Origin of the sequence: Aquabacterium sp. G14, assembly GCF_037482285.1 — a bacterium.
Classification (GTDB): Bacteria; Pseudomonadota; Gammaproteobacteria; order Burkholderiales; family Burkholderiaceae_C; genus Aquabacterium.
This window is the reverse complement of the sequence record NZ_JBBEYB010000011.1, coordinates 20956-34766: the sequence shown is the minus strand read 5'-3', so window position 1 is coordinate 34766 and position 13811 is coordinate 20956. Positions and strand designations below refer to the sequence as shown.

General features: G+C 61.1%; 12 protein-coding genes. All 12 read left to right on the top strand.

Annotation, left to right across the window (positions count from 1 at the left end; all coding sequences use genetic code 11):
- Window positions 1-2: 2 nt before the first annotated feature.
- The 12 genes from WIT60_RS12335 (at window position 3) to tviB (ending at window position 13805) form a co-directional block, all read left to right on the top strand.
- Window positions 3-1733, top strand: a complete 1731-nt coding sequence (locus WIT60_RS12335; protein ID WP_339584208.1) for an ABC transporter ATP-binding protein — start codon at window positions 3-5, stop codon at window positions 1731-1733.
- Window positions 1734-1845: 112 nt separating this feature from the next.
- Window positions 1846-3570, top strand: a complete 1725-nt coding sequence (gene pilB / locus WIT60_RS12330; protein WP_339584207.1) for a type IV-A pilus assembly ATPase PilB — start codon at window positions 1846-1848, stop codon at window positions 3568-3570.
- Window positions 3571-3601: 31 nt separating this feature from the next.
- A complete protein-coding gene (locus WIT60_RS12325; protein WP_339584206.1) occupies window positions 3602-4819 on the top strand; it encodes a type II secretion system F family protein in 1218 nt (405 codons plus the stop codon).
- A gap of 6 nt (window positions 4820-4825) precedes the next feature.
- Window positions 4826-5725, top strand: coding sequence for a prepilin peptidase (locus tag WIT60_RS12320; protein ID WP_339584205.1), 900 nt, complete (start codon window positions 4826-4828; stop codon window positions 5723-5725).
- The gene (gene coaE, locus WIT60_RS12315) at window positions 5725-6354 is read left to right on the top strand and encodes a dephospho-CoA kinase (protein ID WP_339584204.1); all 630 of its coding nucleotides are present in this window, start codon (window positions 5725-5727) and stop codon (window positions 6352-6354) included. Before WIT60_RS12320 ends, coaE begins: the two co-directional genes overlap by 1 nt.
- Window positions 6355-6376: 22 nt before the next feature.
- Window positions 6377-7135 (top strand): cell division protein ZapD, encoded by a 759-nt coding sequence (gene zapD / locus WIT60_RS12310; RefSeq protein ID WP_339584203.1) that lies wholly within the window; start codon window positions 6377-6379, stop codon window positions 7133-7135.
- 4 nt (window positions 7136-7139) lie between these two features.
- Window positions 7140-7379 carry a DNA gyrase inhibitor YacG gene (locus WIT60_RS12305; protein ID WP_339584202.1) on the top strand — a complete coding sequence of 80 codons (240 nt, stop codon included), beginning with the start codon at window positions 7140-7142 and terminating at the stop codon, window positions 7377-7379.
- Between the two features lie 126 nt (window positions 7380-7505).
- Window positions 7506-8621 (top strand): MraY family glycosyltransferase, encoded by a 1116-nt coding sequence (locus tag WIT60_RS12300; protein WP_339584201.1) that lies wholly within the window; start codon window positions 7506-7508, stop codon window positions 8619-8621.
- A 97-nt stretch (window positions 8622-8718) separates the two neighbouring features.
- A complete protein-coding gene (locus WIT60_RS12295; protein WP_339584200.1) occupies window positions 8719-9840 on the top strand; it encodes a polysaccharide biosynthesis/export family protein in 1122 nt (373 codons plus the stop codon).
- Window positions 9837-10274, top strand: coding sequence for a low molecular weight protein-tyrosine-phosphatase (locus WIT60_RS12290; protein WP_339584272.1), 438 nt, complete (start codon window positions 9837-9839; stop codon window positions 10272-10274). Before WIT60_RS12295 ends, WIT60_RS12290 begins: the two co-directional genes overlap by 4 nt.
- A 13-nt stretch (window positions 10275-10287) precedes the next feature.
- Window positions 10288-12525, top strand: coding sequence for a polysaccharide biosynthesis tyrosine autokinase (locus tag WIT60_RS12285; RefSeq protein ID WP_339584199.1), 2238 nt, complete (start codon window positions 10288-10290; stop codon window positions 12523-12525).
- A 2-nt stretch (window positions 12526-12527) separates the two neighbouring features.
- Entirely contained in the window at window positions 12528-13805 is a 1278-nt protein-coding gene (gene tviB / locus WIT60_RS12280) for a Vi polysaccharide biosynthesis UDP-N-acetylglucosamine C-6 dehydrogenase TviB (RefSeq protein ID WP_339584198.1), read from the top strand.
- Window positions 13806-13811 lie beyond the last annotated feature (6 nt).

Genomic DNA, 13811 nt, shown 5'->3' with positions numbered 1-13811 from the left:
TCATGGACTACAAAGCCACCCTCAGCAAGCTCCTCGCCTACATGCGCCCCCAATGGCGCACTTTCGCGGTGGGCGTGCTGTGCTTTTTACTCAGCTCAGCCGTTGAGCCCCTGGTTCCCGCCCTGTTCAAAGCGCTGATCGACTCAGGTTTCAAAGAGGGTCTGAAGTACCCCCTCTGGATCGTGCCCATCGTCGTCATTGGCCTGTTCGCCGTCCGTGGCCTCTTCAATTTCGCGGGCACCTATGTGATGAACCACGGCTCATCCATGATGGTTCTCAACCTGCGCCGTGACCTGATGCGCGCCCTGCTGCGCGCCGATGCCAAGCTCTTCACCACCATCAGCCCGGGTGTCGCCGTCGCTAAGGTGATCAACGATCCCCAAGCAGCATCGGGCGCGCTCAGCAACTCGGTCATCTCTGTGATCCGAGATGCCACCACCCTGCTCTTCCTGGTCGGCTACCTGCTCTACCTCAACCCCCAGCTGACTCTGTTGGCCTTCATTTCCATGCCCCTCCTGGGCATGAGCGTGAAAGCCATCCGCAAGCGACTCACCAAAGTGGGTGAAGCTGCCTATCAAGCCCAGATGACACTCGTCACCACCGTCGATGACAACGCACGCGCTTGGCGGGTGGTGCGCACCTTTGATGCGGTGGACTTCGAATTGCAGCGCTTTGAAGAAGCCGCCGTGCACCATCGTCGCATGGCGATGAAGCAGGTGGTGGCCAGTGCCCTGGTCACCCCGGTGACACAGGTCGTGGCCGCCATTGGCGTGTCCATCATCCTCACCCTGGCCATCTGGCAAGCCAGCCAGGGCTCGGCCACCGTCGGCGAGTTCGTCTCCTTCATCACCGCCTTGCTGATGACGATCTCGCCCATGCGCCACCTCACCGACATCGCCACACCCATCAGCGGCGCCCTCATCACCATGAACGGCGCGTTCGAACTCATCAACGCGCCGGTCGAGCCCGACAACGGCACCCAAATCCTGCCCAGCTGCCAAGGTGACATCGCCTTCAAACACGTCGGACTCCAGTACGAAGGTGCCGCCACCCCGGCATTGAACGACCTGAACCTGCAAATCAGCGCGGGCGAAACCATCGCACTGGTTGGCTCGTCGGGTGCGGGCAAAAGCACGGTGGTCAGTACCCTGCTTCGCTTCGCTCACCCGAATGCAGGCGAAATCACCCTGGACGGCATTCCGATCGAAGACCTCAAGCTGGCCAGCTTGCGACGCCACTTTGCCGTGGTCTCGCAAGACATCATCCTGTTCGAAGGCTCCATTGCCGCCAATGTGGCCTATGCCAGCCCCAGCGGACTCGACCGCGACAAGGTTGAAAAGTGCCTGCGCGCGGCCAACCTCTGGAACCACGTCTCCACCTTGCCCGACGGCATGGACACCCACATCGGCACCAACGGCAGCAAACTGTCTGGCGGACAGCGCCAGCGACTGGCCATTGCACGCGCGCTCTACCGAGACGCCGCGGTGTGGATTTTCGATGAAGCCACCTCCGCACTGGACTCCGAATCCGAAGCCGTCGTGCAACGCTCCATCGAAGACCTTCGCGGCAGCAAAACCCTGATTTTGATCGCTCACCGCCTCAGCACCATTCGCAATGCTGACCGAATTTATGTGATGTCAGAGGGTAAGGTGGTCGAACAAGGCTCGCATACTGATTTGCTGAGTCAGGGCGGAATCTATGCCGGCATGGTCAAGATTCAAGCCGCACATTAATAGCGAAACGGCATAATCACAACGCAATACCAGCGTTCGCCCGGTTTACAGCCCGTCACGAATACGGGAAGATTGGTTTTGCACCCCGCCGCTATCGCCTCACGCTGAATCCATGGCCGACTCCCTCCTTGCAGAATCCCCCGGACATCTGACCGGCGTTGCCCGTGTTCTGGTCAACGCTGGCAAGCTCGACAGCGTGGAAGCCGACGCTCTGGCCAAAACCGCCAAGGAACAAAAGAGCAGTTTTGTCCACGCCGTGGTCAGCAGTGGCAAGCTCTCTGCCAGTGCGCTGGCCCAAACCCTCTCCAAGGCCCTGTCGGTTCCGGTGGTAGACCTCTCGGCCATCGATGTGCAGCGCCTGCCCAAGGGCATCATCGACAACAAGCTCTCGTCGCAATACCAGGTCCTGGCGCTGTCCAAGCGCGGCAACCGCCTGTTCGTCGCTGCCTCCGACCCCACCAGTCAGGAAGCCGTCGAGCGCATCAAGTTCGCCACCCAGCTCAACCCCGAGTGGATCATCGTCGAGCACGACAAGCTGCTCAAGATGCTCGAAGGCAGCACGGCCAGCGCACAAGAGCAACTGGCCGCACTCGCCTCCAGCGACTTCGAGTTTGACGTCACCGAAGACACCGGCACGGCGCAGCAAGACTCCCCCGACATGGCCGCCGAGGTGGAAGACGCGCCCGTGGTGCGCTTCCTCCAGAAGATGCTGATCGACGCGATCAACGCCCGCGCCTCCGACCTCCACTTCGAGCCCTACGAATACAACTACCGCGTGCGCTTCCGCGTCGACGGCGAACTGCGCGAAGTCACCCAGCCGCCCATCGCCATCAAGGAAAAGCTGGCGTCCCGCATCAAGGTCATCTCCAAACTCGACATTGCCGAAAAACGCGTGCCCCAAGACGGCCGCATGAAGCTCAAGTTCGGCAACAAGGCCATTGACTTCCGGGTCAGCACTCTGCCCACGCTGTTTGGCGAGAAGATCGTGATCCGTATTCTGGATCCGTCCAGCGCCAAGCTCGGGATCGAGGCCCTCGGCTACGAGCCCGCCGAAAAAGAGCGCCTGCTTGCGGCCATCGGACGCCCCTACGGCATGGTGCTGGTCACCGGCCCCACCGGCTCCGGTAAGACCGTCTCGCTCTACACCTGCCTGAACATCCTCAATCAACCGGGCGTCAACATCTCCACGGTCGAGGACCCGGCTGAAATCAACCTGCCAGGCATCAACCAGGTCAACGTGAACGACCGAGCGGGGCTGAACTTCTCCACCGCGCTCAAAGCCTTCCTGCGTCAGGATCCCGACATCATCATGGTCGGTGAAATCCGTGACCTCGAAACCGCCGACATCGCCATCAAGGCCGCCCAGACTGGCCACATGGTCATGTCCACCCTGCACACCAACGATGCGCCCGGCACCCTCACCCGCCTGATGAACATGGGCGTGGCGCCGTTCAACATCGCCTCGTCGGTCATTTTGATCACCGCCCAGCGTCTGGCGCGCAAACTTTGCGAAAACTGCAAAGTGCCGGCAGACTATCCCCGTGAAGCCTTGCTGCGTGCGGGTTACAAAGAATCCGAACTCGACGGCAGCTGGAAACCCTACAAGGCCGTCGGATGCTCATCTTGTAACAACGGTTACAAAGGACGTGTCGGCATTTACCAAGTCATGCCGATCAGTGAGGAAATACAACGGATCATTCTCTCGCAAGGCACAGCTATGGATATTGCCAAGCAAGCCAAGGCAGAAGGCGTGCGAGACTTGCGGGAATCGGGTCTGGTCAAAGTGCGCGCAGGTGTCACCTCTCTGGAAGAGGTCATTGCGGTCACCAACGAATAAAACCCACGATATCGACACGGAGTCCTGACACATGGCCACGGCACCTGCCAAGAAACCGCAAGAGTTCGCCTTCGAATGGGAAGGCAAAGACCGCAACGGCAAGATTGTCCGGGGTGAAATGCGCGCCGGTGGTGAGGCAGTGGTCGGAGCCACCTTGCGTCGTCAGGGCATCCTGGTCCAGAAGGTCAAGAAGCGTCGCACCTCGGGCGGCAGCTCCATCAAGGGCAAAGACATTGCCATCTTCACGCGCCAGTTGGCCACCATGATGAAGGCTGGTGTCCCCTTGCTGCAAGCCTTTGACATCGTGGGCCGCGGCAGCACCAACCCGCGCGTCACCAAGCTGCTGGCCGACATCCGCGGAGACGTGGAGACCGGTACCAGCCTGTCGGCCTCGTTCCGCAAGCACCCCCTGTACTTCGACGCCCTGTACTGCAACCTCGTCGAGGCCGGTGAAGCCGCCGGTATTTTGGAAACCCTGCTCGAACGCCTGGCCACGTACCAGGAAAAAACCATCGCCATCAAGCAAAAGATCAAGTCGGCGCTCACCTACCCCATCGCCGTGCTGGTTGTGGCCTTCGTGGTGGTGGCCGTCATCATGATCTTCGTGATCCCGGCGTTCAAACAGGTCTTCACCTCCTTTGGTGCCGACCTGCCCGCCCCCACCTTGATGGTGATGGCCATGTCCGAGTTCTTCGTCTCGTACTGGTGGGCCATTTTCGGCATCATCGGGGGCGGCATTTACTTCTTCCTCGAAAGCTGGAAGCGCTCCGTGCCCATGCAAAAGGCCATGGACCGGCTGTTGCTCAAGATCCCGGTGTTCGGTGACCTGATGTTCAAATCGGCCGTTGCCCGCTGGACGCGCACCTTGTCCACCATGTTTGCCGCGGGCGTGCCCTTGGTCGAAGCCCTCGACTCGGTGGGCGGCGCCTCCGGCAACGCCGTGTTTGCCGAAGCCACGGAACAGATCCAGAAAGACGTTTCTACCGGCACCAGCCTCACCACGGCGATGCAGAACGTCAACCTGTTCCCCGTGATGGTCATGCAGATGAGCTCCATCGGTGAAGAATCGGGTTCGCTCGACCACATGCTGGGCAAGGCCGCCGACTTTTACGAAGAAGAAGTGGACGAAGCCGTCAAGGCGCTGTCCAGCCTGATGGAGCCTTTCATCATCGTGATTCTGGGCACCATCATCGGCGGCATCGTCGTGTCGATGTACCTGCCCATCTTCAAGCTCGGCCAGGTGGTTTGATCGCTCATGGATGTTGATTTGCTGTGGTCGTTTCTGACCAATGTGGTGCTCACGCCCTGGGGGCTGGGCATCCTGGGCCTGTGCGTGGGCAGCTTCCTCAACGTGGTCATCCACCGCATGCCCCAAATGATGGAGCAGCAGTGGCAGGCCGAGGCCCGGTCCGTTCTGGGCCTGCCCGATGCCGAGTCAGCCGCCAAAGGCGAGCCGGCTTCGGAGGGCGCGCCCGCCCTCAGCCTCTCCAAGCCAGCCTCCCGCTGCCCATCGTGTGGTCATGCCATCCGCTGGTATGAAAACATCCCCGTGATCAGCTGGCTGGCATTGCGCGGCAAATGCTCTTCCTGCGGCACGCGCATTTCGCTGCGCTACCCCTTCATCGAACTGGCCACCGCCGCCCTGTTTGCGGCCTGCGCCTGGCGCTTTGGCAACCAGCCCACCACGCTGCTGTGGTGCGGCTTTGTGGCGGCCCTGGTGGCGGCATCGGCCATTGACTGGGACACCACCATCCTGCCCGACAGCATCACCCTGCCCCTGCTCTGGGCCGGCCTGGTCATCGCCGGACTGGGCTGGAACCTGCCCTTGAACGAGGCGCTGTGGGGTGCCGTCGCGGGCTACATGTCGCTGTGGTCGGTGTACTGGCTGTTCAAGCTCACCACCGGCAAAGAAGGCATGGGTTACGGTGACTTCAAGCTGCTCGCCGCCCTCGGCGCCTGGCTGGGCTGGCAAATGATCCTGCCCATCGTGCTGGGCTCGTCCATCATCGGCGCCGTCATCGGCATCGGCATGAAGCTCAGCAGCCAGTTGCGTGAGGGCGTGTACGTGCCTTACGGCCCCTTCCTCGCAGGTGCGGGCCTCGTGGTCGCGCTGGCTGGCTCGGCACGCGTCCTGGGCTGGCTGGGTTGGGCCTGATGGCCTCTCAGTCGCCTCGGCGCCTCACCGTCGGGCTCACCGGCGGCATCGGCAGCGGCAAATCCACGGTCAGCCAGATGCTGGTGGCGCTGGGCGCCCACCTGGTCGACACCGACGCCATCTCTCGCGCGCTGACCGCCCCCGGTGGCGCGGCCATCCCGCACATCGCACAGCAGTTTGGTGAGGCCTTCATCGAGCCCAGCGGCGCCATGGACCGCGCCCGCATGCGCGAACTGGCCTTCACCGACCCATCGGCCCTGGCCCGGCTGGAAGCCATCTTGCATCCCTTGATCGGCCTGCACGCCGATCAGCACGCCAGCCTGGCCCTGCCAGACCAACACATCATCTACGACGTCCCCTTGCTCGCCGAGTCCGGCCGCAAGTGGAAAGACAAGGTCGACCGCATCCTCGTGGTCGACTGTGAGCCCGAAACCCAGATCGCCCGCGTCATGGTGCGATCGGGCTGGCCTCGCGAGGCAGTCGAAGCCGTACTCGCCAAGCAGGCCCAACGCGAAACCCGCCTCGCCCTGGCCGACCACGTCATCCTCAATGAGGGGCTCAGCCTCGAAGAACTCCGTACAAAGGTCACGAAACTCTGGGGTATGTGGAACAATCAGGCCCCATCGTGAAAGAACAGCATCAGGTGACGCGTTGATCCTCTACGAATACCCATTCGGTGAAAGCATCCGCACCATGCTGCGGCTGGAGCACCTCTTCGATCGCCTGGGCTTGCTGATGGGCCGCGAAGACCCGGTGGACCACCACTACGCCTTGTCGACCATATTCGAGGTGATGGACGTGGCCTCGCGCGCCGACCTCAAGAGTGATGTGCTGCGCGACCTGGACCGCTACAAAACCCAGTTCATGGGCTACCGTGGCAACCCCGCCATCGAAGAAGCGATTCTGGACGAGGTGCTGGCCCGCATCGAGCGCGCGCACAGCGGGCTTAGCCAGATGCAAGGTAAGGCTGGGCAATCGCTGGCTGCCAACGACTGGCTCATGAGCATCCGCAGCCGGGTGAGCATCCCCGGCGGCACCTGTGAGTTCGACCTGCCCGCCTACTATGCCTGGCAACACGAACCTGCCGCCAAGCGTCAGGCCGACATCCAGCGCTGGGTCGGCACCCTCACCCCACTAGCCGATGCCCTCAAGGTCATGCTGGGCTTGCTACGCGATGCCGGGCACCCCCACATGGTGGCCGCGCCCTGCGGGCAGTATCAGCAAAGCCTCAAAGAAAACCGCAACTACCAGTTGCTGCGCCTGCGCATCAATCCCGCCTTGGGGCTGATTCCTGAAATCAGCGCCAATCGCCTGCTGGTATCCATTCGCCTGATGCGACCCGATGCAGACGGAAAGTTGAAAATCGCCTCAGATACTGACGCTGGCTTTGAACTCACCTTGTGCTCCTGACAACATGGCACAGTCCCCCGCTTCCCACACGACTGCCGACTCGGCAGTCGACACAAACACCTCCGCCAAGACCTTGACGGTGCGTTGCCCCTCGTGCGGTCTCATGCACCCCTACCGCACCGACAATCCCTACCGACCCTTTTGCGGCAAAGGCTGCAAGGCCATCGACCTGGGCGCCTGGGCCAGCGAAGCTTACCGTGTCGAGGCCAAACCCAGCTCTGAAGACCTGCCTGACGACCTGTGACAGAACGGATGACGGCACCATGACTGCTTTGTGACAGACCCATTCACCCACGACAGCACCTGCAAAACCAGGTGGATGAGGCTCGTCGCACTAGAATAGCGAACAATTGTTGCGCTGCCGTAAACCATGCCCGTGTCTGACCCCTTGCTACTTGAGCGACTCCTCTTGATCGTGGGCGCCAGTTTTACCGCGTGCCTGCTGGTGGTGCTCACCCAAAGATGGCATGGCAAGCACTCGCTAGACCACGACCTGGACGGCGCTCAAAAGCTACACACCAAAGCGGTGCCCCGGGTCGGTGGATTGGGCTTGATCATCGGCTTAATGGTGGCAGGCTTGGCCAGCTACGTGACCCATGGCAACAGCTACCCCACCACCCTGACACTTCTCGTCTGCGCCTTGCCCGTGTTCCTCGCTGGCTTCGTGGAAGACCTCACCAAACGCGTGTCGGTGCGCACCCGCCTACTCAGCTCGTTCGTGTCCGCGGCGCTCGCCGTCTGGCTGCTCGGCGCCCGGATGCCTGATGCGGACACGATTGGGCTGGACGCCCTGTTGCAACAAGCCCCCGTGCTGACCATCTTGTTAACCGTTGTGGTGGTGGGCGGCATCACCCACTCCGTCAACATCATCGACGGCCTGAATGGCCTGGCTGGTGGCGCCGTTTGCATCATGTTGGGTGGATTGGCCACGCTGGCCTGGCTACATGGCGACACCATGGTGATGAAGCTCTGCCTGTGGGGCATTGCCGGGCTGATGGGCTTCATGCTGCTCAACTACCCCTTCGGCAAGATTTTCCTGGGTGATGGCGGTGCCTATCTGGCCGGATTCTGGCTGGCCGAATGCGCCGTGCTGCTGGTGGCCCGTCACCCCAGCCTCTCGAACTGGACGGTGCTGCTGTGCTGCCTGTATCCGGTGCTGGAGACTTGTTACTCCATGTTCCGCCGCCACGTCATCCACAAAGTGCCCAGCGGCCTGCCAGACATGGGGCACATGCACCAACTGCTCTACAAATGGCTGCACGTCACACTGCCTTACGACGCCCTGCCCCACTGGTTCAGCCACGGGCTCACCAGCGTGAAAATCTGGGCCATTGTGGCGCTTTGCCAACTGGTCGCCATCACCACCCCCAATAATGCAACGCTGCATCTCGTAGCCATTGCGATCACCACCGCGCTGTATGCGGTCTTGCACCGTGCCCTGTGGGCAGAAGACGAACCCGCTGACCCTACCTTGGCCGCGCGCTGAGCGCCGCCACATCGTGAAACGCTCCGCATTCACATTGGCTTAAGATACTTCGCCATGGTGCGCACAGCACTGCCACCCATTGCCCCACACACTGTTCATGCAACATACCGCCCTTCAACGCGTTTTCTCCCTCCAGCGCTGGCCCGCACTGCTCGCCAGCCTGATGGTGCTGGCCTTGAGCGGCTGCGCCATGTCGCCTGGTTTTTACATGGCGGGCACACAGCAAGCCGCCCAGCCGGCAACTGAAGAAGTTGAAAGCGAAGGCGTCACCCTCATCAGCATCACCCCTGATCTGATCCGCGAACAACGCAACGCCCACCCTCAAAACAGTGCGGAACAGGTCATGCACCTGTTCGGCACCCCGCGCCCCTACAAGATCGGTGCCAGCGACATGCTGCACATCACGGTCTGGGGCCACCCTGACCTGAACCCCACCCCCACCGCCGGCACTGACACCAGCGGCTACGTGGTCAACAGCGAAGGCTTCATTCAGTACCCCTTCATTGGTCAAATCAAGGTCGCAGGGCTAACCGAAACACAGGCTCGCCAAAGCCTCGCCAAGCAACTGGCCAAATACATCAAAAACCCTGACATCACCGTCAAGATTCAGTCTTACCGCGCCAACCGCATCTACATCGACGGCGAAGTGAGCACCCCGGGCCTGCAGGTCATCAACGACATTCCCATGACCCTGCCCGAGGCCTTGGCGCGCGCCGGTGGCTTGAATGCCAAGGCCGACCGCTCGGCCATTGCCATCACACGCAACGGCGTCACCACCCGCGTCAACCTGCCACAACTGACTGCAGAAGGCGTCAACCCCAACCGCATCATGCTGACCTCGGGTGACATGGTCCGCGTCCACAGCACCGAAGATGCCAAGGTCTTCGTGATGGGCGAAGTGCTGCGCCCCACTGCAACACCCTTGCGCTACGGCCGCCTCAACCTGAACGAAGCCCTGGGCGAAAGCGGCGGCATCAACCCCGCCTCTGCCGACCCCAAGCAAATCTACGTCTTGCGCAGCGATGCTGGCGAACAGCCACGGCTCTACCACCTCAACGGCAGCACCCCCGCAGCCTATGCCCTGGCCGAGGGGTTCGAGCTGCGTGCGCGTGATGTCGTCTACGTCGACCCTGTCCCGCTGGTGCGCTGGAACCGTGTCATCAGCCTGTTGCTGCCCAGCAGCCAGGTCATCACGACCACCCGCAACATTGTCAACTGACGATGCGGATCCTAACCCTTTGTGTGGGCAACATCTGCCGTAGCCCCATTGCCGAAGCCTTGCTCGCGCGTGAGTTGCCTGCCCACACCGTGGTGTCGGCAGGTCTAGGGGCACTCATAGGCCAACCGGCCGATGCGTTAGCGCAAGCCGTGGCGGCCGAACATGGCCTTGACCTTAGTGCCCATCGCGCCCAGCAGGTAAGCAGCTGGCTTTGCCAGCAAAGCGACCTCATTCTGGTTATGGAGCAAGGCCATAAATCCGAACTGGAAAGGCAGCTGCCAGCTGTGCGCGGCAAGGTTTACCGCATCGGCCATCTCGGCCAATTCGACGTCGCCGATCCTTATCGCCTACCCCGATCAGCCTTCGACGAGGCCTACGCAGCCATCGCTCGAGGTGTATCTGACTGGGTGCCACGCATCCAACAATTGAGCTGAACCCTCCCCATTCATGACCGCATCTCCCACGCCACTGCCCGCCGCGCAGCCCCCCCATCGCGATGATGACGAGGGCATTAGCCTCGTGGCACTGCTCAATACTGCTCTTGACCAACGCTGGCTCATCGGTGGAGCCACAGTCATCGGGTTGCTGCTAGCTGGGGCCTACACCAAGCTTTCCACACCCATTTACCAGGCCGATACCGTCATTCAGGTCGAGAGTGGTCAAGGGGGAGGCATGGGTGCTGTTCTGGGTGACTCTGGAGGCGACTTCAGCATGAAGTCATCCACCAGTGCCGAGATCGAGATCCTGCGTTCGCGCCTGGTGGTGGGCCGTACCGTTGAGCAGTTAAAGCTAGACGTACAAGCGCTTCCAAAGTACCTCCCCGTGTTGGGTGAATGGCTGGCACGCGGTGCCACCGCACCCTCTCAACCGGGCTTACTGGGTGCAAGGGGCTATGTTCACGGCAACGAGGCCTTGACCATCGACAAGCTCGAGCTGCCTGCCCTGTTTCGGGGTCATGATCTGACTGTACGCCTGCAAGACAGTGGTTACAGCCTGCTCACAGCTCAAGGTCAGACACTGGTCGAGGGCCACGTGGGGATGCCTGCGCCCTTCGCCTTCCAAGGGCAAAAAGGCGAAATCCTGATTTCGGCGGCAACCGGTCTGCCCGGTGCCGAGTTCACCGTTCGCCGCACTTCCAAACTGGCCAGCACGCGCTCTTTACAAAGTCGTCTGGACATCACAGAGAAGGGGCGCGGGTCTGGGTTGATCCAGATCACCCTTGAGGACAGCGACCCTGAGCGCGCCGCCCGCATCCTCAACCGCCTTAGCACCCTGTACGTTCAGCAAAACAACGACCGCAAATCGGCGGAGGCAGAGCGGACACTTGCGTTCCTAGAAAAGCAACTGCCCCTGGTGCGGAAAGACGTGGATGCGGCCGAGAACCGTTTCAACCAGTTCCGCATGAAGCAAGGCACGTTTGACCTTGGGGCCGAAGCCGGCGCCATGCTGTCGGAGATCTCCGGGCTGCGCATAAAGTTGCTGACCTTGCAGCAACAACGTAAAGAGCTGAGCGCACGCTACACCAACGAACACCCTGTCATGCTAGCGCTGGATACTCAGATCAGCGACCTTAACTCCCAGGTCACATCCATGGAAGGCACGGTCAAAACCCTGCCGGCTCTGGAGCAAGACCTGTTGAACCTCACGCGCGATGTGAAGGTGAGCAACCAGTTATACAACACCCTGCTCAACAGCTACCAGCAAATGCGCTTGGTCAAGGAAGGCAAGGTGGGCAACGTGCGTATCATCGATGTGGCTTCCGTGCCTGAATGGCCCATCCGCCCTCATCAAGGCAAGGTACTGACCATCGGCCTGCTGGGGGGCATGGTCGCGGGCTTTGCACTGGCCTTCCTGCGCCATTCCATACGCGCAGGCATCACCGACCCGTCAGAACTTGAACAACACCTCGGCCTTCATGTCTTTGCCACCGTGCCGCACAGTGCCATTCAGGCCAAACTGGCGCAGACCGTCAAGGCCGAGCAGCCCGGCACCCACCTGCTGTCCCTGACACACCCTGACGAGCCTGCGGTCGAGAGCCTGCGCAGCCTGCGCACCGCACTGCAGTTCGCTATGCTCGATGCGCCCAACCGTATTGTGCTGATCACCGGAGCAACCCCCGGTATCGGCAAATCGTTTACCAGCGCCAACTTTGCTGCCGTGCTGGCAGCCTCTGATAAACGTGTGCTGCTCGTCGATGCGGACATGCGCAAAGGCCACATTCACCAATTTTTTGGGATTGAACGCGGTATGGGTCTGAGCGAATTGATCGCAGGCACCCAAACCTTGGACAAGGTCGTGCATAAAAACCTTGCACCGGGGCTGGATTTTGTGACAACTGGTTCGGTACCCCCAAACCCGGCTGAATTGTTAATGTCTCCTCACACAAGCCAGCTTTTGAAAGACATTGCATCGGCTTACGACATTGTGCTGATCGACACCCCGCCCGTGCTTGCAGTGGCCGACACCGCGGTGCTGGCACCGCAAGTGGGCACTGTTTTCCTAGTGGCACGGGAAGACGTGTCCACGCTGGGCGAGGTGGAAGAAACAACCAAACGACTGAAACAGGTCGGAGTTACGGTCCAAGGCGTGATCTTCAACGGCATCAATGTTGACAAACGTCGATACGGCAACAAATACAGCCGCTACCGCTATCGCGCCTACAACTACACCTCTGATAAGCAGTAATCATGAACTTGCAAGATTGCACTGTGGCCGTCATTGGCCTGGGCTATGTGGGCCTGCCCTTGGCTGTCGAGTTTGGCAAGCAACGCCCGGTCATTGGCTTTGACATCAACCCTGCACGCATTGCAGAGCTGCAAGCCGGGCAGGACCACACCCTGGAATGCAGTGCTGAAGAGCTGCGCCAAGCCACGCACCTGCGCTACAGCTGCCAGGCCGAAGAGCTGCGCCAGGCTCAGGTGTACATCGTCACCGTGCCCACCCCGGTGGACCAGGCCAACCGCCCTGACATGACCCCGCTGGTCAAAGCCAGCCAGACCGTGGGCAAGGTGCTCAAGGCCGGTGATGTCGTGATCTACGAGTCCACCGTGTACCCCGGTGCCACCGAAGAGGTGTGCGTGCCCGTGCTGGAAAAGTTCAGCGGCCTGACCTTCAACGTCGACTTTTTCTGCGGCTACAGCCCCGAGCGCATCAACCCCGGTGACAAAGAGCACCGCCTGCCCACCATCAAGAAGGTGACCAGCGGCAGCACCCCCGAGGTGGCCGACGCTGTGGACGCACTGTACGGCCAGATCATCACCGCAGGCACGCACAAAGCCAGCAGCATCAAGGTGGCCGAGGCCGCCAAGGTGATCGAAAACACCCAGCGCGACGTGAACATTGCGCTGATGAACGAGCTGAGCCTGATTTTTCACAAACTGGGCATTGACACCCTGGAGGTGCTGCAAGCCGCTGGCACCAAGTGGAACTTCTTGCCCTTCCGCCCCGGTTTGGTGGGTGGGCACTGCATTGGCGTGGACCCGTACTACCTGACGCACAAGGCACAAGAGGTGGGCTACCACCCCGAGGTGATTTTGGCAGGCCGGCGCATCAACGACAGCATGGCCGCCCACGTGGCCGACGAAACCGTGAAGCTGATGTTGCGCAAGGGCCTGCCCGTGCTGGGCAGCAAGGTGCTGGTGCTGGGCCTGACCTTCAAAGAAAACTGCCCCGATGTGCGCAACACCAAGGTGGTGGACATTGTGAAAGCCCTGCAGGGCTACAACACCCAGGTGGACATTTTCGACCCCTGGATTGACGTAGCCGAGGCCCAGCACGAATACGGCCTGCAATGCCTGACCGAGGCCCCCCAGCCTGGCCAGTACGCCGCCGTGATCCTGGCCGTGGGACATCAGCAGTTCATGGAGCTGGGTGAAGCTGGGCTGAAAGCCTTGGGCGTGCCCAACGCTGTGGTGTTTGATGTGAAAAGCATTTTGCCCTTGGGCGCCGCCGACGGCCGCCTGTGAAGACCT

Excerpts from the sequence above, each read along its gene's own strand:
- WIT60_RS12335 (WP_339584208.1), top strand. The coding sequence starts at position 3 with ATGGACTACAAAGCCACCCTCAGCAAGCTCCTCGCCTACATGCGCCCC.
- pilB (WP_339584207.1), top strand. The coding sequence starts at position 1,846 with ATGGCCGACTCCCTCCTTGCAGAATCCCCCGGACATCTGACCGGCGTT.
- WIT60_RS12325 (WP_339584206.1), top strand. The coding sequence starts at position 3,602 with ATGGCCACGGCACCTGCCAAGAAACCGCAAGAGTTCGCCTTCGAATGG.
- WIT60_RS12320 (WP_339584205.1), top strand. The coding sequence starts at position 4,826 with ATGGATGTTGATTTGCTGTGGTCGTTTCTGACCAATGTGGTGCTCACG.
- coaE (WP_339584204.1), top strand. The coding sequence starts at position 5,725 with ATGGCCTCTCAGTCGCCTCGGCGCCTCACCGTCGGGCTCACCGGCGGC.
- WIT60_RS12305 (WP_339584202.1), top strand. The coding sequence starts at position 7,140 with ATGGCACAGTCCCCCGCTTCCCACACGACTGCCGACTCGGCAGTCGAC.
- WIT60_RS12300 (WP_339584201.1), top strand. The coding sequence starts at position 7,506 with ATGCCCGTGTCTGACCCCTTGCTACTTGAGCGACTCCTCTTGATCGTG.
- WIT60_RS12295 (WP_339584200.1), top strand. The coding sequence starts at position 8,719 with ATGCAACATACCGCCCTTCAACGCGTTTTCTCCCTCCAGCGCTGGCCC.
- WIT60_RS12285 (WP_339584199.1), top strand. The coding sequence starts at position 10,288 with ATGACCGCATCTCCCACGCCACTGCCCGCCGCGCAGCCCCCCCATCGC.
- tviB (WP_339584198.1), top strand. The coding sequence starts at position 12,528 with ATGAACTTGCAAGATTGCACTGTGGCCGTCATTGGCCTGGGCTATGTG.